Source organism: Streptomyces sp. NPDC030296 (assembly GCF_055572815.1).
Window position 1 is genome coordinate 462,659 of sequence record NZ_JBVICQ010000001.1, and the last position, 23,530, is coordinate 486,188.

General features: G+C 70.8%; 20 protein-coding genes. 8 read left to right on the forward strand and 12 right to left on the reverse strand.

Annotated features, from left to right (window positions below):
* Positions 1-196 precede the first annotated feature (196 nt).
* Genes mmsA through iolC form a run of 5 tightly spaced genes read right to left on the reverse strand, consistent with a single transcriptional unit; the run spans position 197 to position 6,289 of the window.
* Complete coding sequence (mmsA, locus tag ACZ4Z3_RS01935) at positions 197-1,699, reverse strand: CoA-acylating methylmalonate-semialdehyde dehydrogenase (RefSeq protein ID WP_468499199.1); 1,503 nt, start codon at positions 1,697-1,699, stop codon at positions 197-199.
* Positions 1,700-1,715: 16 nt separating this feature from the next.
* On the reverse strand, positions 1,716-3,605 hold the full coding sequence (gene iolD / locus ACZ4Z3_RS01940) for a 3D-(3,5/4)-trihydroxycyclohexane-1,2-dione acylhydrolase (decyclizing) (RefSeq protein WP_468499200.1): 1,890 nt from the start codon (positions 3,603-3,605) through the stop codon (positions 1,716-1,718).
* Complete coding sequence (gene iolB, locus ACZ4Z3_RS01945) at positions 3,602-4,450, reverse strand: 5-deoxy-glucuronate isomerase (protein ID WP_468499201.1); 849 nt, start codon at positions 4,448-4,450, stop codon at positions 3,602-3,604. Before iolB ends, iolD begins: the two co-directional genes overlap by 4 nt.
* Before the next feature lie 7 nt (positions 4,451-4,457).
* The gene (locus ACZ4Z3_RS01950) at positions 4,458-5,342 is read right to left on the reverse strand and encodes a Cgl0159 family (beta/alpha)8-fold protein (RefSeq protein ID WP_468499202.1); all 885 of its coding nucleotides are present in this window, start codon (positions 5,340-5,342) and stop codon (positions 4,458-4,460) included.
* Positions 5,339-6,289: a 5-dehydro-2-deoxygluconokinase gene (gene iolC / locus ACZ4Z3_RS01955; RefSeq protein ID WP_468499521.1), complete on the reverse strand. Its 951-nt coding sequence runs from the start codon at positions 6,287-6,289 to the stop codon at positions 5,339-5,341. Before iolC ends, ACZ4Z3_RS01950 begins: the two co-directional genes overlap by 4 nt.
* Before the next feature lie 124 nt (positions 6,290-6,413).
* On the opposite strand from iolC, the gene ACZ4Z3_RS01960 reads away from it, so the two are divergent.
* From ACZ4Z3_RS01960 to ACZ4Z3_RS01970, 3 genes are all read left to right on the forward strand, one after another.
* On the forward strand, positions 6,414-7,331 hold the full coding sequence (locus tag ACZ4Z3_RS01960) for a sugar phosphate isomerase/epimerase family protein (RefSeq protein ID WP_468499203.1): 918 nt from the start codon (positions 6,414-6,416) through the stop codon (positions 7,329-7,331).
* A 346-nt stretch (positions 7,332-7,677) separates the two neighbouring features.
* Positions 7,678-7,881 carry a helix-turn-helix transcriptional regulator gene (locus tag ACZ4Z3_RS01965; RefSeq protein WP_468499204.1) on the forward strand — a complete coding sequence of 68 codons (204 nt, stop codon included), beginning with the start codon at positions 7,678-7,680 and terminating at the stop codon, positions 7,879-7,881.
* 53 nt (positions 7,882-7,934) lie between these two features.
* Positions 7,935-8,525, forward strand: coding sequence for a GNAT family N-acetyltransferase (locus ACZ4Z3_RS01970; RefSeq protein WP_468499205.1), 591 nt, complete (start codon positions 7,935-7,937; stop codon positions 8,523-8,525).
* Between the two features lie 358 nt (positions 8,526-8,883).
* Here the strand turns inward: ACZ4Z3_RS01970 and ACZ4Z3_RS01975 are convergent, their stop codons facing one another.
* Together ACZ4Z3_RS01975 and ACZ4Z3_RS01980 are read right to left on the reverse strand one after the other, a co-directional pair.
* Positions 8,884-9,936 (reverse strand): zinc-dependent alcohol dehydrogenase family protein, encoded by a 1,053-nt coding sequence (locus ACZ4Z3_RS01975; RefSeq protein WP_468499206.1) that lies wholly within the window; start codon positions 9,934-9,936, stop codon positions 8,884-8,886.
* A 117-nt stretch (positions 9,937-10,053) separates the two neighbouring features.
* Positions 10,054-12,435: an MMPL family transporter gene (locus ACZ4Z3_RS01980; protein WP_468499207.1), complete on the reverse strand. Its 2,382-nt coding sequence runs from the start codon at positions 12,433-12,435 to the stop codon at positions 10,054-10,056.
* A gap of 160 nt (positions 12,436-12,595) precedes the next feature.
* Between ACZ4Z3_RS01980 and ACZ4Z3_RS01985 the strand changes: the two genes are divergently transcribed.
* The 3 genes from ACZ4Z3_RS01985 to ACZ4Z3_RS01995 all read left to right on the forward strand — a co-directional run bounded on the left by ACZ4Z3_RS01985 (position 12,596) and on the right by ACZ4Z3_RS01995 (position 16,016).
* Positions 12,596-13,309 (forward strand): TetR/AcrR family transcriptional regulator, encoded by a 714-nt coding sequence (locus ACZ4Z3_RS01985; protein WP_468499208.1) that lies wholly within the window; start codon positions 12,596-12,598, stop codon positions 13,307-13,309.
* 117 nt (positions 13,310-13,426) lie between these two features.
* Positions 13,427-13,666, forward strand: a complete 240-nt coding sequence (locus ACZ4Z3_RS01990) for a heavy-metal-associated domain-containing protein (RefSeq protein ID WP_099964616.1) — start codon at positions 13,427-13,429, stop codon at positions 13,664-13,666.
* A gap of 76 nt (positions 13,667-13,742) precedes the next feature.
* Positions 13,743-16,016: a heavy metal translocating P-type ATPase gene (locus tag ACZ4Z3_RS01995; RefSeq protein WP_468499209.1), complete on the forward strand. Its 2,274-nt coding sequence runs from the start codon at positions 13,743-13,745 to the stop codon at positions 16,014-16,016.
* Positions 16,017-16,647: 631 nt separating this feature from the next.
* On the opposite strand, the gene ACZ4Z3_RS02000 is transcribed toward ACZ4Z3_RS01995, so the two are convergent.
* The 4 genes from ACZ4Z3_RS02000 to ACZ4Z3_RS02015 form a co-directional block, all read right to left on the reverse strand.
* Entirely contained in the window at positions 16,648-17,937 is a 1,290-nt protein-coding gene (locus tag ACZ4Z3_RS02000; RefSeq protein WP_055540764.1) for a citrate synthase, read from the reverse strand.
* Between the two features lie 271 nt (positions 17,938-18,208).
* On the reverse strand, positions 18,209-20,476 hold the full coding sequence (gene recD2 / locus ACZ4Z3_RS02005; RefSeq protein WP_468499210.1) for an SF1B family DNA helicase RecD2: 2,268 nt from the start codon (positions 20,474-20,476) through the stop codon (positions 18,209-18,211).
* 54 nt (positions 20,477-20,530) lie between these two features.
* Positions 20,531-20,716, reverse strand: a complete 186-nt coding sequence (locus tag ACZ4Z3_RS02010) for a DUF397 domain-containing protein (protein WP_468499211.1) — start codon at positions 20,714-20,716, stop codon at positions 20,531-20,533.
* Positions 20,717-20,724: 8 nt separating this feature from the next.
* The gene (locus ACZ4Z3_RS02015; RefSeq protein WP_468499212.1) at positions 20,725-21,561 is read right to left on the reverse strand and encodes a helix-turn-helix domain-containing protein; all 837 of its coding nucleotides are present in this window, start codon (positions 21,559-21,561) and stop codon (positions 20,725-20,727) included.
* Positions 21,562-21,763: 202 nt separating this feature from the next.
* Here ACZ4Z3_RS02015 and ACZ4Z3_RS02020 point away from each other — a divergent pair, with 202 nt between their 5' ends.
* Complete coding sequence (locus tag ACZ4Z3_RS02020) at positions 21,764-22,168, forward strand: ATP-binding protein (RefSeq protein ID WP_468499213.1); 405 nt, start codon at positions 21,764-21,766, stop codon at positions 22,166-22,168.
* Between the two features lie 51 nt (positions 22,169-22,219).
* The gene (locus ACZ4Z3_RS02025) at positions 22,220-22,657 is read left to right on the forward strand and encodes a glutaredoxin domain-containing protein (protein ID WP_468499214.1); all 438 of its coding nucleotides are present in this window, start codon (positions 22,220-22,222) and stop codon (positions 22,655-22,657) included.
* A gap of 73 nt (positions 22,658-22,730) precedes the next feature.
* Here ACZ4Z3_RS02025 and ACZ4Z3_RS02030 read toward each other — a convergent pair whose 3' ends face one another.
* Positions 22,731-23,528 carry an SDR family oxidoreductase gene (locus ACZ4Z3_RS02030; RefSeq protein WP_468499215.1) on the reverse strand — a complete coding sequence of 266 codons (798 nt, stop codon included), beginning with the start codon at positions 23,526-23,528 and terminating at the stop codon, positions 22,731-22,733.
* Between the last annotated feature and the right edge of the window lie 2 nt (positions 23,529-23,530).

Sequence of the window (23,530 nt, forward strand, 5' to 3'; positions counted from 1 at the left end):
ATGCGCCCGCCGTGCCCGTGGCTGACAGCAACCTGATAAGTCGGGGCAGATCGGGGTGGGCGGGCGGGTGCGGGTCCGGTGGGGCTTCTCGCGCAGTTCCCCGCGCCCCCAAAAAGCGCAGACCCCCGCAGCCACCAGGAGAACGCGGCTCCCCGCGGCCCTGGTGGGCGCGGGGAGCCGTGGGGGCGCCTGGTGCTCAGTGGTTGCGCGGGAAGCCCAGGTCGACGCCGGTCGGGCCGTCGGCCGGGTCGGGCCAGCGGGTCGTGACGACCTTGCCGCGGGTGTAGAAGTGGGTGCCGTCGTTGCCGTAGATGTGGTGGTCGCCGAAGAGGGAGTCCTTCCAGCCGCCGAAGGAGTGGTAGCCGACGGGGACCGGGATCGGGACGTTCACGCCGACCATTCCGGCCTCGACCTCCAGCTGGAAGCGGCGGGCGGCGCCGCCGTCCCGCGTGAAGATCGCGGTGCCGTTGCCGAACGGCGAGGCGTTGATGAGGGCCATGCCCTCCTCGTAGGTGTCCACGCGGAGCACGCACAGGACGGGGCCGAAGATCTCGTCCTGGTACGCCTTGGCGGAGGTCGGGACCTTGTCGAGGAGCGAGATGCCGATCCAGTGGCCGTCCTCGAAGCCGTCGACCGTGTAGCCGGTGCCGTCGAGGACCACCTCGGCGCCCTCGGCCGCCGCGCCCGTCACGTACGAGGCCACCTTGTCGCGGTGGACCGCCGTGATCAGCGGGCCCATCTCGGAGGTCGGGTCGTTGCCGGGACCGATCTTGATCTTCTCGGCGCGCTCGCGGATCTTGTCCACCAGCTCGTCGCCGATCGCGCCGACCGCGACGACCGCGGAGATCGCCATGCAGCGCTCACCGGCCGAGCCGTACGCGGCGGAGACGGCGGCGTCGGCCGCGGCGTCCAGATCGGCGTCGGGCAGGACCAGCATGTGGTTCTTGGCGCCGCCGAGGGCCTGGACGCGCTTGCCGTTCGCGGAGGCCGTGGTGTGGATGTAGCGGGCGATCGGGGTGGAGCCGACGAAGGAGACCGCCTTGACGTCCGGGTGCTCCAGGAGGCGGTCGACGGCCACCTTGTCGCCGTGGACGACGTTGAAGACGCCGTCGGGGAGACCTGCCTCGGCCAGCAGCTCGGCGATCTTGATGGACGCCGAGGGGTCCTTCTCGGACGGCTTCAGCACGAAGGTGTTGCCGCACGCGATGGCGAGGGGGAACATCCACATCGGGACCATCGCCGGGAAGTTGAACGGCGTGATGCCCGCGACGACACCCAGCGGCTGGCGGATCGAGGAGACGTCCACGCGGCTGGCGACCTGCGTGGACAGCTCGCCCTTCAGCTGCACGGTGATGCCGCACGCCAGGTCGACGATCTCCAGGCCGCGCGCGACCTCGCCGAGCGCGTCCGAGTGCACCTTGCCGTGCTCGGCGGTGATCAGCTCCGCGATCGCGTCCCGGTTGGCGTCCAGCAGCGCCCGGAAGTTGAACAGGATCGAGGTGCGCTGGGCCAGCGAGGACTGGCCCCAGGTGACGAAGGCCTCCTTGGCGGTGCGTACCGCCGCGTCGACCTCGTCGACGGTCGCGAAGGCGACCTTGGTGGTGACCGCGCCGGTCGCCGGGTCCGTGACCGGACCGAACGTACCCGACGCGCCTTCGACGGTCTTGCCGCCGATCCAGTGGTTGACGATCTTCGTCATGCCGAAAGACTCCTTCTTACAGATGGCGGCGTCGGGTAGAGACGTGCCGGTCGTACTCCTCGCGTGCCTTGACCGCCGACACTCGGGTCGCGGTCTCGGCCACAGGTACATCCCACCAGGCCTGCGCCGGGGGCGGGCCCGACACTGTGTCTGCGGTTTCGGTCTCCACGTAGACACAAGTGGGAGTGTCGGCGGCCCGGGCCTCCGCGAGGGCCGCGCGCAGATCGCGCACGCTGCGTGCGCGCAGGACGCGCATGCCGAGGCTGGCCGCGTTGGCGGCGAGGTCCACCGGCAGCGGGGCGCCCGTGAACGTGCCGTCGGCCGGGTTCCGGTGCCGGTAGGCGGTGCCGAACCGCTCCCCGCCCACCGACTCCGACAGACCACCGATGGAGGCGTACCCGTGGTTCTGCACCAGCAGCACCTTGATCGGCACGTTCTCCTGGACGGCCGTCACGATCTCCGTCGGCATCATCAGATACGTGCCGTCGCCGACCAGCGCCCACACCGGGCGCCCGGGAGCGGCCATGCGGACCCCGATCGCGGCGGGGATCTCGTAGCCCATGCAGGAGTAGCCGTACTCCAGGTGGTACTGGTCCCGCGACCGCGTCCGCCACAGTTTGTGCAGGTCACCGGGGAGGGACCCGGCCGCGTTGATGAGGATGTCGGACTCGTCGACGATCTCGTCGAGAAGGCCGAGGACCTGGGCCTGGGTGGGCCGGGTGTCCGGTTCCTCCGCCTCGTAGCAGGCGTCGACGCGGTGCTCCCAGCGCTGCTTGTCCTCGCCGTACTCGGCGACGTACGCGTCCGCGACCCGGTGCCCGTGCAGCTCCAGCGCCTGCGCCAGTTCCTCCAGGCCGGCCCGCGCGTCCGCGATCAGCGGCAGCCCGGAGAGCTTGTGGCCGTCGTAGGGCGCGATGTTGAGGTTGAGGAAGCGGACGCCGTCGGCGGCGAAGAGGGTGCCGGAGGCGGTGGTGAAGTCCGTGTACCGGGTGCCGACACCGATCACCAGGTCGGCGGTGCGGGCGAGTTCGTTGGCCGTCGCGGTGCCGGTGTGACCGATGGCGCCGACGTCCTGCGGGTGGTCGTACCGCAGGGAGCCCTTGCCGGCCTGGGTGGAGGCGACGGGGATGCCGGTGGCGTCGGCGAGTTCGGCGAGCGCCTCCTCGGCGCGTGCGTGGTGGACACCGCCGCCGGCGACGATCAGCGGACGGCGGGCCTCGCGGATCACCCGTACCGCGTCGGCGAGTTCGGTCGGGTCCGGCGCGGGTCGGCGTACGTGCCAGGTCCGTTCGGCGAAGAACTCCTCCGGCCAGTCGTACGCCTCCGCCTGCACGTCCTGCGGCAGCGCGAGGGTCACGGCGCCCGTGTCGACGGGGTCCGTGAGGACCCGCATCGCCTGGAGGGCGGCCGGGATCAGCGCCTCGGGGCGGGTGACCCGGTCGAAGTACCGCGACACCGGGCGCAGCGTGTCGTTGACGCTGATGTCGCCCGCGTACGGCACTTCGAGCTGCTGGAGGACCGGGTCCGCGGGCCGGGTCGCGAAGATGTCTCCGGGCAGGAGCAGCACCGGGAGGTGGTTGATGGTGGCGAGGGCGGCGCCGGTGACGAGGTTGGTGGCGCCGGGGCCGATCGACGTCGTCACGGCGTGCGTGGACAGGCGGCCCGACTGGCGGGCGTAGCCGACGGCCGCGTGCACCATGGCCTGTTCGTTGCGGCCCTGGTAGTAGGGCATCGCGTCGGCGTACTCGACGAGCGCCTGGCCGAGGCCCGCGACGTTGCCGTGGCCGAAGATGCCCCAGGTGGCGCCGATCAGCCGCTGCCGCTCGCCGTCGCGCTCGGTGTACTGGGCGGCGAGGAACCGCACCAGCGCCTGCGCCACGGTGAGCCGCGTGGTCCCGGTGGTCATCGGTATCCCTCCGTGTGATCCGGGTGGAAGCAGATCCGCCACTGCCGCTCGGTGCCCGGACCGGCCATCACGTTCAGGTAGTACATGCTGTGGCCGGGCTGCGCGATGGACGGGCCGTGCCAGCCGTCGGGGACGAGGACGGCGTCACCCGAGCGGACCTCGGCGAGAACGTCGGAGCCACCCTCGCGGGAGGGGAACACCCGCTGGTAGCCGAAGCCGTTCGGGCCGTCGATCTCGAAGTAGTAGATCTCCTCCAGCTCGGTCTCCTCCCCCGGCCGGTTCTCGTCATGCTTGTGCGGCGGATACGAGGACCAGTTGCCGCCCGGGGTGATGACCTCGACGGTGATGAGCTTGTCGCACTCGAAGGCGTCGGCGGAGGCGAAGTTGCGCACCTGGCGGGCACAGTTGCCGCTGCCGCGGTCTTCGACGGGGACCTCCGGCGCGGGGCCGTAGCGGGCGGGGAGTCGTCGCCCGCACCTCGCTCCTGCCAAAGCGAAGCGGCCTCCCGCGCCGGAGGCGATCTGTACCCGGGCGTCGCGGGGCGCGTAGACGAAGTCGGAGACTCCGGCGAACACGTCCTCGCGGCCCAGGATGTCGAACTCTGCCGTGCCGTCGCCGTCCGATTCGTTCGGATCCTCCGATACCCGAACCGTACAGGCGCCGTTGAGGGACAGCACGATCCATTCGCTGTCCCCGGTGGTGAAGGTGTGCTCGCCGCCCGGCTCCAACTCCACGACGCGCAGGCTGCTGTGGGTCCAGCCGGCCTGCTCGGGGCCGATGTCGAGGGCGTACCCCCCGTGGGCGGTCGTCCCCTTGGGGACGTACAGCTCGGTCTTGTGTGTCATGCGGCCCTCACAGCAGTCCTACGGCGGTGTCCACGGCGGCGGTCACGTCGTCGTCCGCGGGGTAGAGCAACGAGCGGCCGACCACCAGGCCCTGGACGGTGGGCAGTTGCAGGGCGCCCCGCCACTTCTCGTACGCGCCCTCCTGGTCCTCGCCGACGTCGCCGCCGAGGAGGACGGCGGGCAGGGTCGAGGTCTCCATGACGCGGGCCATGTCGTCGGGGTTCTCGGTGACGGGCACCTTCAGCCAGGTGTACGCCGAGGTGCCGCCGAGTCCGGCGGCTATGGCGATCGACTTGGTGACCGCGTCGGCGGAGAGGTCGTTCCTGACCTTGCCGGTGACGGGGTCGCGGCGGCTGATGAACGGCTCGACGAAGACCGGGAGCCGTCGCTCGGCCATGGCGTCCACGGCGTGCGCGGTGGACTCCAGGGTGTCGAGGGAGCCCGGGTCGTCGTAGTCGACGCGCAGCAGCAGCTTGCCCGCGTCGAAGCGCAGCCGCTCGATGTCCTGGGGGCGGTGGCCGGTGAAACGGTCGTCCAGTTCGAACGAGGCGCCCGCGAGTCCGCCGCGGTTCATCGAGCCCATGACGACCTTGCCGTCGAGGGCGCCGAGGAGGAGCAGGTCGTCGAGGATGTCGGCGGTGGCGAGCACCCCGTCGACGCCGGGCCGGCCGAGGGCCAGGCACAGCCGTTCCAGGAGGTCGGCGCGGTTCGCCATGGCGAGCTTGCGGTCGCCGACGGAGAGCGCGCCGCGGGCCGGGTGGTCGGCGGCGACGATCATCAGCCGTCCGGAGTCACCGATCAGGGGGCGGCGGATGCGGCGGGCGGCGGCCTCGTCGATCGCCTCGGGGTGGTGGACCCGGGTGCGGACCAGGGCGGAGACGTCGACGCTCACCGCACTTCCCCCGCCGTGACCGCGGCCTCGATCTCCTCGGTGGTCGGCATCGCGGAGGAGCACTCCAGGCGGGAGGCGACGATGGCGCCGGCGGCGTTGGCGTGCCGCATGATCCGCTCCAGGTCCCAGCCTTCGAGCAGGCCGTGGCAGAGGGACCCGCCGAAGGCGTCTCCGGCACCCAGTCCGTTGAGGACGTTCACCGGCAGCGGCGGCACCTCGGCCGTCCTGCCGTCGCGGTGCACCGCGAGGACACCCTTGGGGCCCTGCTTCACGACCGCGAGTTCCACCCCGGCGGCCAGCAGGGCCTCGGCGGCGGCGTGCGGCTCGCGGACGCCGGTGGCGACCTCGACCTCGTCCAGGTTGCCGACGGCGACGGTGGTGTGCCTAAGGGCCTCCTCGTAGAAGGGGCGGGCCGCTTCCGGGTCGGCCCAGAACATGGGCCGCCAGTCGAGGTCGAAGACCGTCGTGCCGGCCTTGGCCCGGTGGGCGAGGGCCGCGAGCGTCGCCGTACGGCTGGGCTCCTCGCTCAGGCCGGTGCCGGTGACCCAGAAGACGCGTGCCCGGCGGATGGCCTCCAGGTCCAGCTCGTGGGCGTCGATCTCCAGGTCGGGCGCCTTGGGGCGGCGGTAGAAGTACAGCGGGAAGTCGTCCGGCGGGAAGACCTCGCAGAACGTGATCGGGGTGGCGAGGCCGGGGACCGGTGTCACCCAGCGGTCGTCGACGCCGAAGTCCCGCAGCGCCTGGTGGAGGTACTCGCCGAACGGGTCCTCGCCCGTGCGGGTGATGACGGCGGTGTCCCGGCCGAGCCGGGCGGCGGCCACCGCGACGTTCGTCGCCGATCCGCCGAGGAACTTCCCGAAGGACGTCACCTGCGGCAGCGGGACCCCCGTCTGCAGCGGATACAGGTCCACACCGATCCGCCCCATGGTGATCAGGTCGTACGCCATCGAGTTCCCTTCGCGCTCCGGTTCCGTCAAGGTCTAGCTCCGCGAGAGCGACCCTGTCAATGTTTTGTCCAGACATTCGGACTACCTATTGACACCCTTGGGTTCCGGCCTGAAGCTGGCCGCCATGACGTCGTTGTCACCTGAGTCCTCACTCTCGCGCATCCGGATCGGCTCGGCGCCCGACTCCTGGGGTGTGTGGTTCCCCGACGACCCCCAGCAGGTCCCCTGGCAGCGCTTCCTCGACGAGGTGGCCGCCGCCGGCTACGAGTGGATCGAGCTGGGCCCCTACGGCTATCTGCCGAAGGACCCCGCCGTTCTCGCCGAGGAGACGGCCAAACGTGGCCTGAAGGTGTCGGCCGGCACGGTCTTCACCGGGCTGCACCACGGCCCCGACGTCTGGGAGAAGACCTGGGCGCACGTCGCCGACAACGCGGTCCTCGCCCAGGCGATGGGCGCCAAGCACCTCGTCGTCATCCCCTCCTTCTGGCGGGACGACAAGACGGGCCAGGTGCTGGAGCCCAGCGAACTGACCGTCGAGCAGTGGCGGCACCTCACCCAGCTCACCGAGCGGCTCGGGCGGGAGGTGCGGGAGAGGTACGGCCTGAAGATCGTCGTCCACCCGCATGCCGACACCCACATCGACAGCGAGGAGAACGTCGTCCGCTTCCTGGACGGCACCGACTCCTCGGTGGTGTCGCTGTGCCTCGACACCGGGCACTACGCGTACTGCGGCGGCGACAGCGTCAAGCTGATCGAGACGTACGGCGAGCGCATCGGCTATCTGCACCTCAAGCAGGTCGACCCCGAGATCCTGGCGGACGTCCGGGCCAAGGGGACGCCGTTCGGGCCGGCCGTGGCGCAGGGCGTGATGTGCGAGCCGCCGAAGGGCGTGCCCGAGCTGGGGCCGGTGCTGGCGGCCGCGCAGAAGCTGGACGTGGATCTGTTCGCGATCGTCGAGCAGGACATGTATCCCTGCGAGCCGGACGCTCCGCTGCCGATCGCTCAGCGGACGCGGGCGTTCCTGCGATCCTGCGGGGCGTAGGGGCGCCGCTGGGTGAGCCGGGTGCTGTGCGACGCCAGGGGACTGCGCGTCCATCGCGGGCCGCGAGTGCGTCGTGGCCGGTCGCACAGTTCCCCGCGCCCCTTCAAAGGGCGCGGCTGTCGCCCCCGATCACGGGGCGCTCCACTTATCACTCACGTCACTAAAGGCACCCCTCTGTCACGAATGTCACGTGTACGCGGGTCTTTGGTCACGGTTGGTCCACGGGCGGTCTCGGTGATCACTGTGCGTCGTTGAGCGAGCACAGGCTTGTGATCGCCAGCGCTGCGCCCGGCTCTCCCGACGGTCGTCCGGCCGCCGCCGTGGTGCGCGTGGGGAGGTGCCACAGATGACCGACCGACGCCTCTGGTCGTACAAGGACATCGCGGCGCACATCTGTGTGCAGCCCGACACCGTCCGCTCGTACCGCAAACACGGGTTGCTGCCGCCGCCCGACCATGTGGAGGGCGGCAAGCCCTACTGGTACGCGGACACGGTCCGCGCCTGGGTCGCGTCCCGACCCGGCAACCGGGGGCGCGGGGCGGTCGACTGACGACCGCGCTTAATCGTTTGCCCCGACCTTCTCCCGCTGTCGAGGATTCCGGGATGAGCTTCTCCGAGAAACCCGTACTCACCGGTGAGCGGACCGTCCTGCGACCCTTCACCGTGGACGACACCGCCGTGATGGCCCGCATCCTGGCCGACCCGGACGTCATCCGGCTCACCGGGAGCCAGGACGGGGCGTACGACATGGAGAGGCTGCGCACCTGGTACGGCAACCGCGGCGAGCAGACCGACCGCCTCGATCTCGGCATCGTCGACCGGGCGAGCGGTGAGCTGGTGGGCGAGGTCGTGCTCAACGACTGGGACGAGCCCAACCGCGCCTGCTGCTTCCGGATCCTGATCGGCCCCGCCGGGCGGAACCGCGGGCTCGGTACGGAGGCCGTGCGCCTGACGGTCGGCCACGCCTTCGAGCGGCTCGGCATGCACCGCGTCTCCCTGTACGTCTTCACGCACAACCCCCGGGCCCGGCGCGCCTACGAGAAGGTGGGGTTCGTGGCCGAGGGCGTGGAGCGGCAGACGCTGTGGCAGGACGGGAAGTGGATCGACGCCGTACGGATGTCCATCCTCGCCCCCGAGTGGGCCGCGCACCGCGGCCGCCCGGAGACCGGCCGACCGGACCTCACGGCCCAGTGACCGCCGCGAGCCGCGGTGTCTGCCGGCCGGCTGCACCTTGCGGCCCGCTGATCCTGACGGGCGGCCGCCCCTTGCAGCCCGCCGGCACCGACGGCCGGCCGGCCATTGGGGCCCGCCGACCCTTGCGGTCGCTGACCGTGATGGCTGTTCGGCGCCCGGCACGACGACCCCAGGCCGGCTGACCGTCGCGGTCGGTTGCCCACCCACGGCCCGCTGGCCTTCCGGCCCGCTGACCGTCGCGGCCCGCTGACTCTCATGGCCCGGCGGCTGTGGCGGGGGGCCATGCGGCCCGGCGGACGTGGCGGCGGGCCATGAGGCCCGGCGGACGTGGCGGCGGTCGGTCCCGGCTCGGTGAGTGTCAGGGGCGGTTCGTCCACGGTTCGATGACCGTCACGCCGCTGCCCGGGGCCGTGCCCATCGCGGCGAGGGCCTTGGGGACGGCGTCCAGCGGGATCGTCGTCGTCACCAGGAGGTCGGGGCGCAGGACACCCGAGCGGACCAGCTCCAGCATGGGTGGGTAGGCGTGGGCCGCCATGCCGTGACTGCCGAGGAGTTCCAGTTCCAGGGCGATCGCGCGGGCCATGGGGACGGGGGTCGTGCCGGTCGGCGACGGGAGCAGGCCCACCTGGACGTGGCGGCCCCGGCGGCGGAGGCTGCCGACCGACGCCGCGCAGGTGGCCGGGGAGCCGAGCGCGTCCAGCGAGAGATGGACGCCGCCGCCGGTGAGGTCCCGTACCGCCTCGGCCGTGTCCTGCACCGCCGAGGCGTCCACACAGGCCGCCGCGCCGAACGTCCGCGCCAGCTCCAGGGCCCGGGGCGAGACGTCGACGGCGACGACCCGGGCGCCGGAGGCCGCCGCGATCATCACCGCCGACAGGCCCACTCCCCCGCAGCCGTGCACGGCCACCCACTCGCCGGCCGCGACCCGGCCCTGCGCCACCACCGCCCGGAACGCCGTGGCGAACCGGCAGCCCAGGGAGGCCGCCGTGCCGTACGACAGCCCCTCCGGCAGCGCCACCAGGTTCACGTCGGCGTGGTCCAGGGCCACGTACTGGGCGAACGAACCCCAGTGCGTGAACCCCGGCTGGGTCTGCCGCTCGCACACCTGCTGGTCCCCGGCCGCGCAGGCGGCGCAGCCGCCGCAGGCGCACACGAACGGGACGGTGACCCGGTCGCCCGGCTGCCAGCGGGTCACCCCTGCGCCGACCTCCTCCACCACCCCGGCGAGCTCATGGCCGGGGACGTGCGGCGGGGTGATGTCGGGGTCGTGGCCCATCCAGGCGTGCCAGTCGCTGCGGCACAGGCCCGTGGCCTCGACGCGGACGACCACGCCGTGGACCGCCGGGGCCGGGTCCGGCACGTCCCGTACCTCGGCCGGCTCACCGAACCGCTCGAACACCACCGCGCGCATCTACGTCCTCGCCCTCGCCCTCACCGCCCGCCAGGTCGGCCGGTCCGTCTGCCCGGCGGCCGGCAGAGCTGCCGCCGGCGGACCCACCGACCTGTCGGAGATCCTTCGCGGTGAACGCTAGCCAGAGATCTCCACCTTGTCGTGGTCACTCTGCCTGTCGGCGCCCCTCTCCTCGTCGCGGTCGCTCTCCTGGTCGGCGCCGCTCTCCTCGCCCCGGTCACCCTCCTCCTCAGACTCCCCGGACGCGTGGGTCGCGGGCGGCAGAGTGCTCCCGCTCCCCGACTCGGCCCCCGTCTCCGTGTCCGGGCCTGGCTCGGTCTCGGTGGCGCGCGGGGCCGACTCGCCCTCGCTCAGGCCGAACCGCTCGTGGAACCTGCGCAGCGGGGCCGGGGCCCACCAGGTGGCGCGGCCCGTGAGCCGCATGAAGGCCGGGACCAGCAGGCTGCGCACGACCATGGCGTCCATGAGCACGGCGAGGGCGAGGCCCAGGCCGAGCATCTTGGTGTTCGTCACCCGTGAGGTGCCTATGGCGATCATCACGACGGCCAGGATGACGGCGGCGGCGGTGATGAGACCGCCGGTGCGCTGGAGGCCGTGGCGGACGGCGGCGGTGTGGTCGCCGGTGTGGTCGTACTCCTCCTTGATGCGGGAGAGCAGGAAGACGCCGTAGTCCATGGAGAGGCCGAAGGCCACGCAGAACATCAGCACCGGCAGGGTCGTCTCGATGGAGCCGGAGCTGGTGAAGCCCAGCAGGCCGGACAGGTGCCCGTCCTGGAAGACCCAGATCATCGCGCCGAACATCGCGGTGAGGCTGAGCGCGTTCAGCAGGACCGCCTGGAGGGGGACCAGCACACTGCCGGTGAGCAGGAAGACCAGCAGGAGGGTGACCACGGCGATGAAGGAGAGGGCCCACGGCAGGCCGCCGCCTATCGCCTCCTTGGTGTCGACCAGGACCGCGCCCGCACCCGTCACCGACGTCTTGAACGGGGCGTCGGCCGCCTGTGCCCGTATGTCGTGGACCAGGTCCTGCGCGGCCTCGTCGACCACGTCGCCCTTCGGCTGGACGGCGAAGTAGGCAGCGTCGCCGCTCACCACGGGGCCGTCCACCCGGAGCACATCGGGCAGGGCGGCGATCTCGTCCTTGTACGCGGCGTAGTCGGCCTCGGTCGCCCGGCCCTCGGCGAGAATCTCCAGACCGCCGCCGGGGGTGCCCGGGAAGTCCTCCCGGATGTGCTGCTGGACGACACGGGACTCGGCGGACGCGGGGAGCTGACGGTCGTCGGCCGAGCCGAACTTCACGCCGAGGAAGGGCAGGCCGAGGAGGACCAGGCCGGCGGTGGTGGCGATGGCGAAGATGGGGGCGCGGCGCATGACGAAGCCGGCGGTGCGGCCCCAGGCGGCGCCCTCCTCGCGGGCGGGAGCCCCCTCAACCCTGCGGCGCCTGAACAGCTTGCGCAGGTCAAGGGCGTTGACCCGCTCGCCCAGCAGTACCAGGGCCGCCGGGAGCACGATCAGGGCCGCCGCCGCGGCGAGCAGGACGACCGCGATGCCGGCGTAGGCGATGGACTTCAGGAAGGCCTGGGGGAAGACCGCCATCGCGGCGAGCGAGACGGCGACCGTGAGCGCCGAGAAGAGGACCGTGCGCCCGGCGGTGCGCAGGGTGGTGGCCACGGCGGCCCGGGGGTCTGCGCCGGCGGACAGCTCCTCGCGGAAGCGGCGCACGATGAACAGGGCGTAGTCGATCGCGAGGCCGAGGCCCATGGCGGTGGTGAGGTTCAGCGCGAAGATCGAGACGTCGGTCAGTTCGGTGAGGCCGCGCAGGATCGCGTTGGTGCCGAGGATGGCGACGACGCCCACGACGAGCGGCAGCAGGGCGGCGACCGCGCTGCCGAAGGCCATCACCAGCAGGACCAGGGTCACCGGCAGGGCGATCAGCTCGGCCCGCAGGAGGTCCTCCTGGATGATCGTCTGCATCTCGTGCCGCACGGCGACGATGCCGCCGATCTTGACCTCGACCGGGCCGTGCTTGCCGCGGTACTCGGGCGTGATGCGGTCCAGCGTCGCGTTCATCGCGGTCTCGTCGCCGGTCAGGCGGGCCGCTATCAGCGCCTGGCGGCCGTCCTCGGCGCGGAGGGTGGGTGCACCGGTCTGCCAGTAGGAGCCGACGCCCGTGACGCCCTTCTCGGCGGCGAGCCGCTCGGCCAGCCGCTTCGCCTCGGCGGCGACCCCCGGATCGTCGACCGAGGTGTCGCCCGCGTCGACCATCAGCAGCAGGTTCGGCTGGGAGTTCGGGAACTCGCGCTGCAGCGCCTTGGTCGCGTACGTGGACTCGGCCTTGGGGTCCTCCCAGCCGCCGCTGGTCAGACGGTCGGCGACATCGCTGCCCGCGACGACCGCGAGGGCGGTGATCAGCAGGGCCACGAGCAGGGAGAGCCGGGGACGGGCGGTCACCAGTCTGGTCCAGCCTCCCGCTCGGGGTGGCCTGTTGACTTCGGTCATGGTGCGGTGTCCCCTTCACTCTGATCCGTGCCGTGCGCAGCCGGGCGCGCGGACGCGCCACGCCATAAACTGGCAAACACGAGAGATCGCTCGCGTTTCATCAGAATGCGAGCGACGACTCGTGTTTGTCAATCAGGTCCGAGAAGCTGGGGACAACCGCATGCCCACCCACCAGGAGCAGGAGCAGCCGCGCCGCCGCCAGGCCCGCGGCGAACGCCGCATCACCCAACTCCTCGAAGCCGCGGCCTCGGTGTTCACGTCGACCGGGTACGCGTCCGCGAGCACCAACGCGATCGCCCGCGAGGCCGGCGTCTCCCCGGGCACGCTGTACCAGTTCTTCCCGAACAAGGAAGCGATCGCGATCGAGCTGGGCCAGCGGCTGATGGCCGACATGCGGACGGCGTACGGCGAGGCGCTCGCGCCGATCGATCCCGCGACCCCGCTGGAGCAGGCCGTGGCGGCCGCCGTCGACCGGTTCATCGACTTCAACTGCCACAACCCGGTGTTCTTCACCCTCATGCACGGCCCGGACGTCCCCGGCCGGATGGCGGAGGAGCACGACGCCCTCCACAACACCCTGATCACCCGGGTCGAGGACCTGCTCTCCCCGCTTCTGCCCGACCGGCCGGCCGCCGCCGTCACCCGCATCGCGCACGTCTGCATGGCCCTCTACATGGCGGGCCTCGAACTGATCCTCGCCAGCGAGGGCGACGACCGCGAGGCGTACATCCAGGAGCTGAAGGACGTGCTGTTCCGCTACCTCGACCCGCTGGTGGGCGACCGCCTCCGTGAGGCGCAGGCGACCGCGGCCTCCACCGCGACTCCGACCGCGACCGCCTCGACCCCGACCGCGGCCTCCACCCCGTCCCCCTGAACCCGCGCGCCCCACCCTGAGCGCCCGACCCCTCTTGGATTCATACCCCCTAGGGGTATAGGGTAGGTGACCTGAAGGGTTACCCGTACCTCACACACCCCGACGAGGAGCAACGACATGACCGCCCAGACCGACACTCCCGGCTCCGTCACCGCCGTCTACAAGGTGAGCGGCATGAGCTGCGGCCACTGCGAAGGCGCCGTCTCCGGCGAGATCTCCGAGATCGCCGGCGTCTCCTCGGTGAAGGCCGTCGCCTCCAGCGGCGAGGTCACCGTGGTCTCGGCCGCCCCGCTCGACGAGGAGGCCGTGCGCGCCGCCGTCGACGAGGCCGGCTTCGAGCTCGTCGGCACCGTCTGAGAACCGCCCGCCCAGGCGGGGCCCCGCCCCGCCCCGGGCCGGACCTGCGCACGTTCCCCGGAGCACGGACACGGACATGACCAGCACCACCGAAGCCGCCCCTGCGGCCGAGCCGACCCTTGAGGTCGAACTGATGATCGGCGGGATGACCTGCGCCTCCTGCGCGGCCCGCGTCGAGAAGAAGCTCAACCGCATGGAGGGCGTCACCGCCACGGTGAACTACGCGACGGAGAAGGCGAAGATCGCCTACCCCTCGGGGATCGAGGTCGCCGATCTGATCGCCACCGTGGTGAAGACGGGCTACACGGCCGAGGAGCCGCCGCCCCCCGCACCCCCGGCGGCGGAGCCCGAGGCGGACCGGGAGCCGGGCGCTCACGCCCCGGTGGAGGACCCCGAGCTCGCCGCCCTGCGGCAGCGGCTCACCGTCTCGGCGCTGCTGGCCGCCCCGGTGGTCCTCATGTCCATGGTCCCGGCCCTCCAGTTCGACAACTGGCAGTGGCTCTCCCTGACGCTGGCCGCGCCGGTCGTCGTCTGGGGCGGCCTGCCGTTCCACCGGGCCGCCCTCACCAACCTCCGGCACGGCGCGGCCACCATGGACACCCTGGTCTCGCTCGGCACGCTCGCGGCCTTCGGCTGGTCCCTGTGGGCCCTGTTCCGGGGGCACGCGGGCATGCCGGGCATGCGGCACGGCTTCGAGTTCGGCGTGTCCCGCACGGCGGGCTCCTCGACGATCTACCTGGAGGTGGCCGCCGGGGTCGTGGCGTTCATCCTTCTGGGCCGCTATCTGGAGGCCCGCTCCAAGCGCCGCGCGGGCGCCGCCCTCAAGGCGCTGCTGCACCTGGGCGCCAAGGACGTCTCGGTGCTGCGCGAGGGCCGCGAGACCCGGATCCCGGTCGAGCGGCTGGTGGTCGGCGACCGGTTCGTCGTACGGCCCGGGGAGAAGTTCGCCACCGACGGGACCGTCGTCGAGGGCGCCTCCGCCGTCGACGCGTCCCTGCTGACCGGCGAGTCCGTACCGGTGGACGTGAGCGTCGGCGACGCCGTCACGGGCGCGACGGTGAACGCGGGCGGCCGGCTCGTCGTCGAGGCGACCCGCGTGGGGGCGGACACCCAGCTGGCGCGGATGGCCCGGCTGGTGGAGGACGCGCAGAACGGCAAGGCGGAGGTGCAGCGGCTGGCCGACCGGATCTCCGCCGTGTTCGTGCCCGTCGTCCTCCTGATCGCGGTGGCCACGTTCGGCGCCTGGCTCGGCGTCACCGACGACCCCACCGCGGCCTTCACCGCGGCCGTCGCGGTACTGATCATCGCCTGCCCCTGCGCACTGGGCCTGGCCACACCGACCGCACTCATGGTCGGCACGGGCCGCGGCGCGCAGCTCGGCATCCTCATCAAGGGCCCCGAGGTGCTGGAGTCCACCCGCCGCGTCGACACGGTCGTCCTGGACAAGACCGGCACGGTCACCACCGGCCGGATGACCCTCCGGAAGGTGTACGCCGCCGAGGGCGTCCCCGAGGAGGACGTCCTGCGCCTCGCGGGCGCCGTCGAACACGCCTCCGAACACCCGGTCGCGCGGGCCGTCGCCGCGGGCGCCGAGGAGCGCCTCGGCCCCCTGCCGCCCGTCGAGCGTTTCCGGAACGAGCCCGGAAAGGGCGTACACGGCCGTGTGGCGGGCCACGACGTGCAGGTGGGCCGGATCCACGACGGGCCCCTCCCCGAGGCGCTCACGGCCGCCAAGGAGGCCGCGGAGGACGAGGGGCACACGGCGGTCGTGGTGGTCCGCGACGGCACGGCGGTCGGTGTCCTCACCGTCGCCGACGCGGTCAAGGACACCAGCGCCGAGGCCGTCCGGCGGCTGCGGGCGCTCGGACTGACCCCGGTCCTGCTGACCGGCGACAACACGCGGGTGGCCCGCTCCGTGGCCGCCGCCGTCGGCATCGCCCCCGACCAGGTGATCGCGGAGGTCCTGCCGCAGGACAAGGTCGACGTCGTACGGCGACTCCAGGGGGAGGGCCGTACGGTCGCGATGGTCGGGGACGGGGTCAACGACGCCGCCGCGCTCGCCACCGCCGATCTGGGGCTCGCCATGGGCACGGGCACGGACGCGGCGATCGAGGCGAGCGACCTGACGCTGGTCCGCGGCGACCTACGGGTGGCCGCCGACGCCATCCGGCTGTCCCGCCGCACCCTGGCCACCATCAAGGGGAACCTGGTCTGGGCCTTCGGCTACAACGTGGCAGCGCTGCCGCTGGCCGCCGCCGGACTGCTGAATCCGATGATCGCGGGGGCGGCAATGGCCTTTTCGTCCGTTTTCGTGGTCACGAACAGCTTGCGACTGAGGGCATTTGCGTGACGACCGGGCAAAAGTCCCTCTAGAGTCCGGAAGCAGCCTCACATAAGCTCTTCACAAGGCTCGCGCATCTTCCTTACGCTGGGGCCTCGGTCGCCGTATCGGGTCTCTTGCGCATCTTCAGGACATAAGGCAAGAGACGCAGATCACAGTGGCGCGAACGTAACCTACGAAGGGGTTCGTGAGTCTAAGTTGGCGATGTCAGAAGCGTCTTGGGGGGCGCGACTGGCATCTGGGGATGTCTTGGGGGACGTTCCCGGAATTGCGTTGCCGGGGCACGTACCCGGGGAGCTTTGAGCGGCCCTCCCGTACGTACGCGTCCCGGCAGACCGCACCTCACCGCAGGACAACTTCATATACGCAGGACGGACCCCGTCCTGCTCAGCGATTCAGGCGCTGGTCCACCAGACGCCCGGCCGGATCCCGTGGGGGGAATCCGCACCGGGACATGGGAAGGCGCCCTGCTCGCCGGCCCGTGGGGGGACCAGCGGCGCAGGGCGCCTTCTTTCTGCGCCCAGAGCGCACTTTCGGGGTTCTGTGCCCGCGTGCGCCGGGGAAGCCGAAAGGGGCGCGGGGAACCGTGTGAACGGCTCCCACACACCCCACGACGGAGAACGACCTCCGGGGAAAACCCCTAGCGGGCCTCGACCGGAACGAAGTCGCGCTCGACGACGCCCGTGTAGATCTGGCGCGGACGACCGATCCGGGAACCCGGCTCCTTGATCATCTCGTGCCACTGGGCGATCCAGCCCGGCAGCCGGCCGAGGGCGAACAGGACCGTGAACATCTCGGTCGGGAAGCCCATCGCGCGGTAGATCAGACCCGTGTAGAAGTCCACGTTCGGGTAGAGGCTGCGCGAGACGAAGTAGTCGTCGGAGAGCGCGTGCTCCTCCAGCTTCAGGGCGATGTCCAGCAGCTCGTCGGACTTGCCGAGCGCGGAGAGGACATCGTGCGCGGCAGCCTTGATGATCTTCGCGCGCGGGTCGAAGTTCTTGTAGACCCGGTGGCCGAAGCCCATCAGACGGACGCCGTCCTCCTTGTTCTTCACCTTGCGGATGAAGGAGTCGACGTCGCCGCCGGCGTCGCGGATGCCCTCCAGCATCTCCAGCACGGACTGGTTGGCGCCGCCGTGCAGCGGGCCCCACAGCGCGGAGATACCGGCGGAGATCGAGGCGAACATGTTCGCCTGCGAGGAGCCGACCAGGCGGACCGTGGAGGTCGAACAGTTCTGCTCGTGGTCCGCGTGGAGGATGAGCAGCTTGTCGAGGGCCGAGACGACGACCGGGTCGAGCTCGTACTCCTGGGCGGGGACCGAGAAGGTCATGCGCAGGAAGTTCTCGACGTAGCCCAGGTCGTTGCGCGGGTAGACGAACGGGTGACCGATCGACTTCTTGTACGCGTAGGCCGCGATCGTCGGGAGCTTCGCGAGCAGACGGATCGTGGAGAGGTTGCGCTGCCGCTCGTCGAACGGGTTGTGGCTGTCCTGGTAGAACGTCGACAGGGCGCTGACCACGGAGGACAGCATCGCCATCGGGTGGGCGTCCCGGGGGAAGCCCCGGTAGAAGTTCTTGACGTCCTCGTGCAGCAGCGTGTGCTGGGTGATCTCGTTCTTGAAGGTGGAGAGCTCGTCGACCGTCGGGAGCTCGCCGTTGATCAGCAGGTAGGCGACCTCCAGGAAGGTGGAGCGCTCGGCCAGCTGCTCGATCGGGTAGCCGCGGTAGCGGAGGATGCCCGCCTCGCCGTCCAGATACGTGATGGCGGATTTATAGGCGGCGGTGTTCCCGTAACCGCTGTCCAGGGTGACCAGACCGGTATGGGCCCGGAGCTTCCCGATGTCGAAGCCCTTGTCGCCGACGGTGCTGTCGATCACCGGGTAGGTGTACTCGCCGTCGCCGTACCGCAGTACTACAGAGTTGTCGCTCACGTCTTCCCTCACCGACGTAGTGCCTCATCTTCGAGGTGCCCTGACTGTCTCTACCATCCCCCAATTGGCTCAGGAGAGTGCACTCGGGGTCGACCATCGGGCCTATCGGCGGCACTGAGTGCCGCCAACTTGCTCATCCTGCCCGCTCCGTCCGGCATCTGGAAGGGCTGTGTGACCTTTGCGACTCATTTGATCGATCAAATTTCACTCACGTGACGCCGGGGAGTCGCGAGAGGGTCCCTCGACCGGTCCCCTCCATAGATCCTGGGGGCTACAGGGCCCGGGGCGCGAGCCGGAAGTCGAGGGCCGTATACCGCCGGCCCGCGGACACCGTGCGCACCGCCTGGCCGAGGGCCTTGCGGGAGCCGACGAGGACGACCAGTTTCTTCGCCCGGGTCACCGCTGTGTAGAGCAGATTGCGCTGGAGCATCATCCAGGCGCCGGTGGTGACCGGGACGACCACCGCCGGGTACTCGCTGCCCTGGGAGCGGTGGATGGTCACCGCGTAGGCGTGCGCCAGTTCGTCCAGCTCGTCGAACTCGTACGGCACCTCCTCGTCCTCGTCGGTGAGGACCGTCAGGCGCTGGTCGACCGGGTCGAGCGCGGTGACCACGCCGACGGTGCCGTTGAAGACGCCGTTGGCGCCCTTCTCGTAGTTGTTGCGGATCTGCGTGACCTTGTCGCCGACGCGGAAGACCCGGCCGCCGAACCGCTTCTCGGGCAGGTCGGGGCGGGCCGGGGTGATGGCCTGCTGCAACAGGCCGTTGAGGGTGCCGGCGCCGGCCGGGCCGCGGTGCATCGGCGCGAGCACCTGGACGTCCCGCCGGGGGTCCAGGCCGAACTTGGCCGGAATCCGACGGGCCGCCACATCCACCGTGAGCCGCCCGGCGGCCTCCGTGTCCTCCTCGACGAAGAGGAAGAAGTCCTTCATGCCGTCGGTGACCGGGTGGTGCCCGGAGTTGATCCGGTGGGCGTTGGTCACCACACCGGACTGCTGGGCCTGGCGGAACACCTTGGTGAGGCGGACCGCGGGCACGGGACCGCCGTCGGCGAGCAGATCGCGCAGGACCTCGCCGGCGCCGACACTGGGCAACTGGTCGACGTCCCCGACGAACAGCAGGTGCGCCCCCGGGGGCACCGCCTTCACCAGCTTGTTGGCGAGGAGGAGGTCCAGCATGGACGCCTCGTCGACGACCACCAGGTCCGCGTCGAGGGGACGGTCCTTGTCGTAGGCCGCGTCCCCGCCCGGCTTCAGCTCCAGCAGGCGGTGGACGGTGGACGCCTCGGCGCCGGTCAGCTCGGCGAGGCGCTTGGCGGCGCGGCCGGTGGGGGCGGCGAGGACGACCTTGGCCTTCTTGGCGCGGGCCAGCTCCACGATCGAGCGGACCGTGAAGGACTTGCCGCAGCCGGGGCCGCCGGTCAGCACGGCCACCTTCTCGGTGAGCGCGAGCCGGACGGCGGCCTCCTGCTCGGGGGCCAGCTCGGCGCCCGTACGGCCCTTGAGCCAGGACAGCGCCTTGTCCCACGCCACGTCACGGAAGCCGGGCATGCGGTCCTCGTCCGTGCGCAGGAGGCGCGACAGCTGGGCGGACAGGGACAGTTCGGCGCGGTGGAAGGGGACCAGGTAGATGGCGGTGACCGGGTCCGAGCCGGGGTCGGGGCCGGGGACCTTCTCCCGTACGACGCCGGGCTCGCCCGAGTCCTCGTCCGGCTGGGCGAGTTCGGCCAGGCACTCGATGACGAGGCCCGTGTCGACCTGGAGCAGCTTGACCGCGTCGGCGATCAGCCGCTCCTCGGGGAGGAAGCAGTGGCCCTGGTCGGTGGACTGCGACAAGGCGTACTGCAGACCCGCCTTGACCCGCTCCGGGCTGTCATGCGGGATGCCGACGGACTGGGCGATCTTGTCGGCCGTGAGGAAGCCGATGCCCCAGACGTCGGCGGCGAGGCGGTACGGCTGGTTCTTCACGACTCCGATCGAGGCGTCGCCGTACTTCTTGTAGATGCGCACGGCGATGGACGTGGACACCTCGACCGTCTGGAGGAACAGCATCACCTCCTTGATCGCCTTCTGCTCCTCCCAGGCGTCGGCGATCTTCTTCGTCCGTTTGGGCCCGAGACCAGGGACCTCGATGAGCCGCTTCGGCTCCTCCTCGATGATCTTCAGGGTGTCCAGCCCGAAGTGCTGGGTGATGCGGTCGGCGAAGACCGGGCCGATGCCCTTGACCAGGCCGGAGCCGAGGTATCTGCGGATGCCCTGGACGGTGGCCGGCAGGACGGTGGTGTAGTTCTCCACGGTGAACTGCTTGCCGTACTGCGGGTGCGAGCCCCAACGGCCCTCCATGCGCAGCGACTCGCCGACCTGGGCGCCGAGCAGTGCGCCGACGACCGTGAGCAGGTCACCGCCGCCGCGGCCGGTGTCGACGCGGGCGACGGTGTAGCCGTTCTCCTCGTTGGCGTACGTGATGCGCTCCAGCACGCCTTCGAGCACGGCGAGCCGACGCTCCCCGGGCCCCTGCTGGGCGGCCGTCTGATTGGGCATGATCCGACGGTACCGCCAGGGTGTGACAGCGGGTCCGGAGTCCTGCGGCGGACGTCAGCGGCGGGGGTGCGCCTTCAGGGCTTCGAGGAAGGGGGCGAAGGCGGCGACGGGGAACGTGAGGGTGCGCGCCTCGGGGGTCTTGGAGTCACGGATGGCTATGCGGGTGAGGGTGGTGGCTATCTCCACGCATTCGTTGCCGTCTCCGGGGCCCGAATAGGACGACTTCCGCCAGTTGTCCATGGGGTTCCTCACAGTTCCTTGGCCAGCCTGTGGATGAACTCACGCGACTGTGCGGGATCGAGTGACACGTCCTCCACCTTACGGAAGCTCGTTCGATAGGTGTGGAGCTGGGCTTCGGAATCGATGAAGGCAGATCCGTGGAGCGCGTCACGGACCACCGTGTCCAGCTTGGGCAGGGGGCCGCCCACGTAGGTCATCGTGCCTGCCGCACTGGCGAAGCCGTCCAGATCGAACGGGATGACGCGCACGGTGATGTGATCCGCTTCGGAGAGCTCCATCAGTCGGACCAACTGGGCCCTTGAGGTGTCACGGCCGCTGACTCTGATCCGGAGTGCCGCCTCATGGATCACTGCCTCGTAAGGGACCGTGAACCGCTGGCGCGCCTTTCGATGCTGGATGCGCAACTCGACCTCCTCGACAGTGAGTTCCGGCACTCGGGACGAGAAGACCGCACGCGAGTAGTCCTCGGTCTGCAACAGGCCGGGCACGTAGAGGATCGCCACGTGGCGTAGAAACCGAGCGTGGTGTTCCAGTTCGGAGAGGTCCAGGAAGGGGGTGGGCAGCAAGCCCCGGTACTCCTCCCACCAACCTCGCGTGCGATCGGTGGCCATCGCGACCAGGGCGTGGATGAACTCTTCGTCCGCGCAGGCGTAGTGGGACGCGAGACGGCGGACCCTCAACTCGCTCACCCCCGCAAGCGCGGACTCGATATGGGTGATCTGGGCGGGGGCCACTCCGAGCAACGACGCCGCTTCCCGGGAGGAAAGCCCTGCCGCTTCGCGAAGCCTGCGCAGCTCCGTCGCCAGACGCATCTGACGCACCGTCGGCTCGCGCCTCTTTACCATCGAATGGCCCTCCTCAGGCGCCCCGCAGGCGCGACTCGTTCGGCGTCAGATTACGCGATCGACTTGCAGCGTCCCTAAATTTAGATCTACCTTCTGTGACGCAACGAACACACTACGGAAGCACACCGCTCCGTCCTGCCACGACGGCGTCGGCAATGCCACCGTGCGTGAAATCCCCCCTCATCCCCGGAGTTGATGACCCATGCCCGAAACCTGGGACTACACCCTCCACATCCCCAACGACCCCAGAGCCGTGACCATCTGCCGCCGCACCCTGCGGCTGATCCTCACCCTGCACGGCCTCCTCGGCCTCGTGGACACCGCCGAGCTGCTCGCGACCGAGCTGGTGTCCAACGCCGTGCTGCACACCAAGGGCCCCGCCGCGCTCCGGGTGCGGCGGTCGCCGGAGGGGATGGTGTGGATCGGGGCGTGGGACGCCGACCCCGAACCACCGGAACCGCCCCAGCGGTTGGAGCGGGTGGGCGAGCAGGAGGGCGGGCGGGGGCTGGCCCTCATCGTGGCCTGCACGGAGTCCTGGGGATGGATGCCGTCCGCCAGGTTCGGCAGCCCGGGCAAGTACGTGTGGTGCGAGCTGGCGGCGGCGTAGGGCGTTCCGGGAAGCGAGAGGCTGTTCGACTCATCGATAGGCTGCGGCACCATGATGCGCGCCTGGATCCTGCCGGTACTGCTCGTGCTCTGCGGCTCGGTCGTCGCGGCTGCGCAGATCGTCAAGGGGAACGTCGGCACAGCCGCAGCACTCTTGCTGGTGTTCCTGGCGCTCGCCGGCGTGAACTCGCCCCTGATCTTCCCGAAGTCCATCGGTACGCAAGAAGCGCAACGCCGCAGCGCGGTCGACGGTCGGCCCGTCGTCTTCTGGCGGCCGGGCTGCACGTACTGCATGCGACTGCGGCTACGACTGGGCCGCGGCGCCCGCCAGGCGTACTGGGTGAACATCTGGCGTGACCCGGATGGAGCCTCGGCGGTGCGGGCGGCCAACGACGGCAACGAAACCGTGCCGACCGTCGTCGTCGCGAGCCGGCCCCACACCAACCCCGATCCCCGATGGGTGCGCGAACAGCTCTCCCGGTCCGTTTGATCAGCAACGGCTTCCTGGTCGAACGCGACGACGCCACATCGTCGATCGGTCGGCCGGTCAGTCGGTCAGTCGGTCAGTCGGCGAGACCGCCGTTGCTCTTCAGGAGCTGTCCGTTGATCCACTGGCCCTGCGGTGAGCACAGGAACTCCACGAGATGGGCTGTGTCCTGCGGGCTGCCCAGACGGCCCAGCGGCGTCCCACGCAGTACGTGCTCCCGGATGTCCTCGGACATCCAACCCGTGTCCACCGGCCCCGGGTTGATCACGTTGGCGGTCATCCCGAGGTGGGAGAGCTCGTGGGCGGCCGCCAGGGTGATGCGGTCGAGTGCGCCCTTGCTCGCTCCGTAGGGCAGGTTGCCGACGGTGTGGTCACTGGTGAGGCTGACGATGCGTCCGGTTCCCGGGGTTCCGTGGAAGCGACGGCCGTACTCGCGGATCAGCAGCCACGTGGCACGGGCGTTGACCGCGAAGTGGCGGTCGAAGCTTTCCAGCGTGGTGTCGAGCAGACCGGAGTCGACCGACTCGCAGTGGCACATCACCAAGGCGGTGATGCCGCCCAGGCGGCGCTCGGCGGCATCGAAGACCCGCTCCGCCGCCTCTGGGTCGGCGAGGTCCGCCTCCACCGCCACAGAGTCGGCGCCTCGTTCGGCCAACGCCCTGGCGATGGTGTCGGCGGCGCCGGCCTCTGCGCCCCAGGCCATGCGGGCGTCGTACGGCGTCCAGTACGTGAAGGCGATGTCCCAACCCGCCTCGGCCAGCCGGTGAGCGATGCCCGCGCCGATGCCGGCGGACCGGCCGACTCCGGTCACCAACGCGACCGGCCTGACGGCATCACCTGGCGGCTGCTCTCCCGTAGTCGTCACAGGCGCCATCG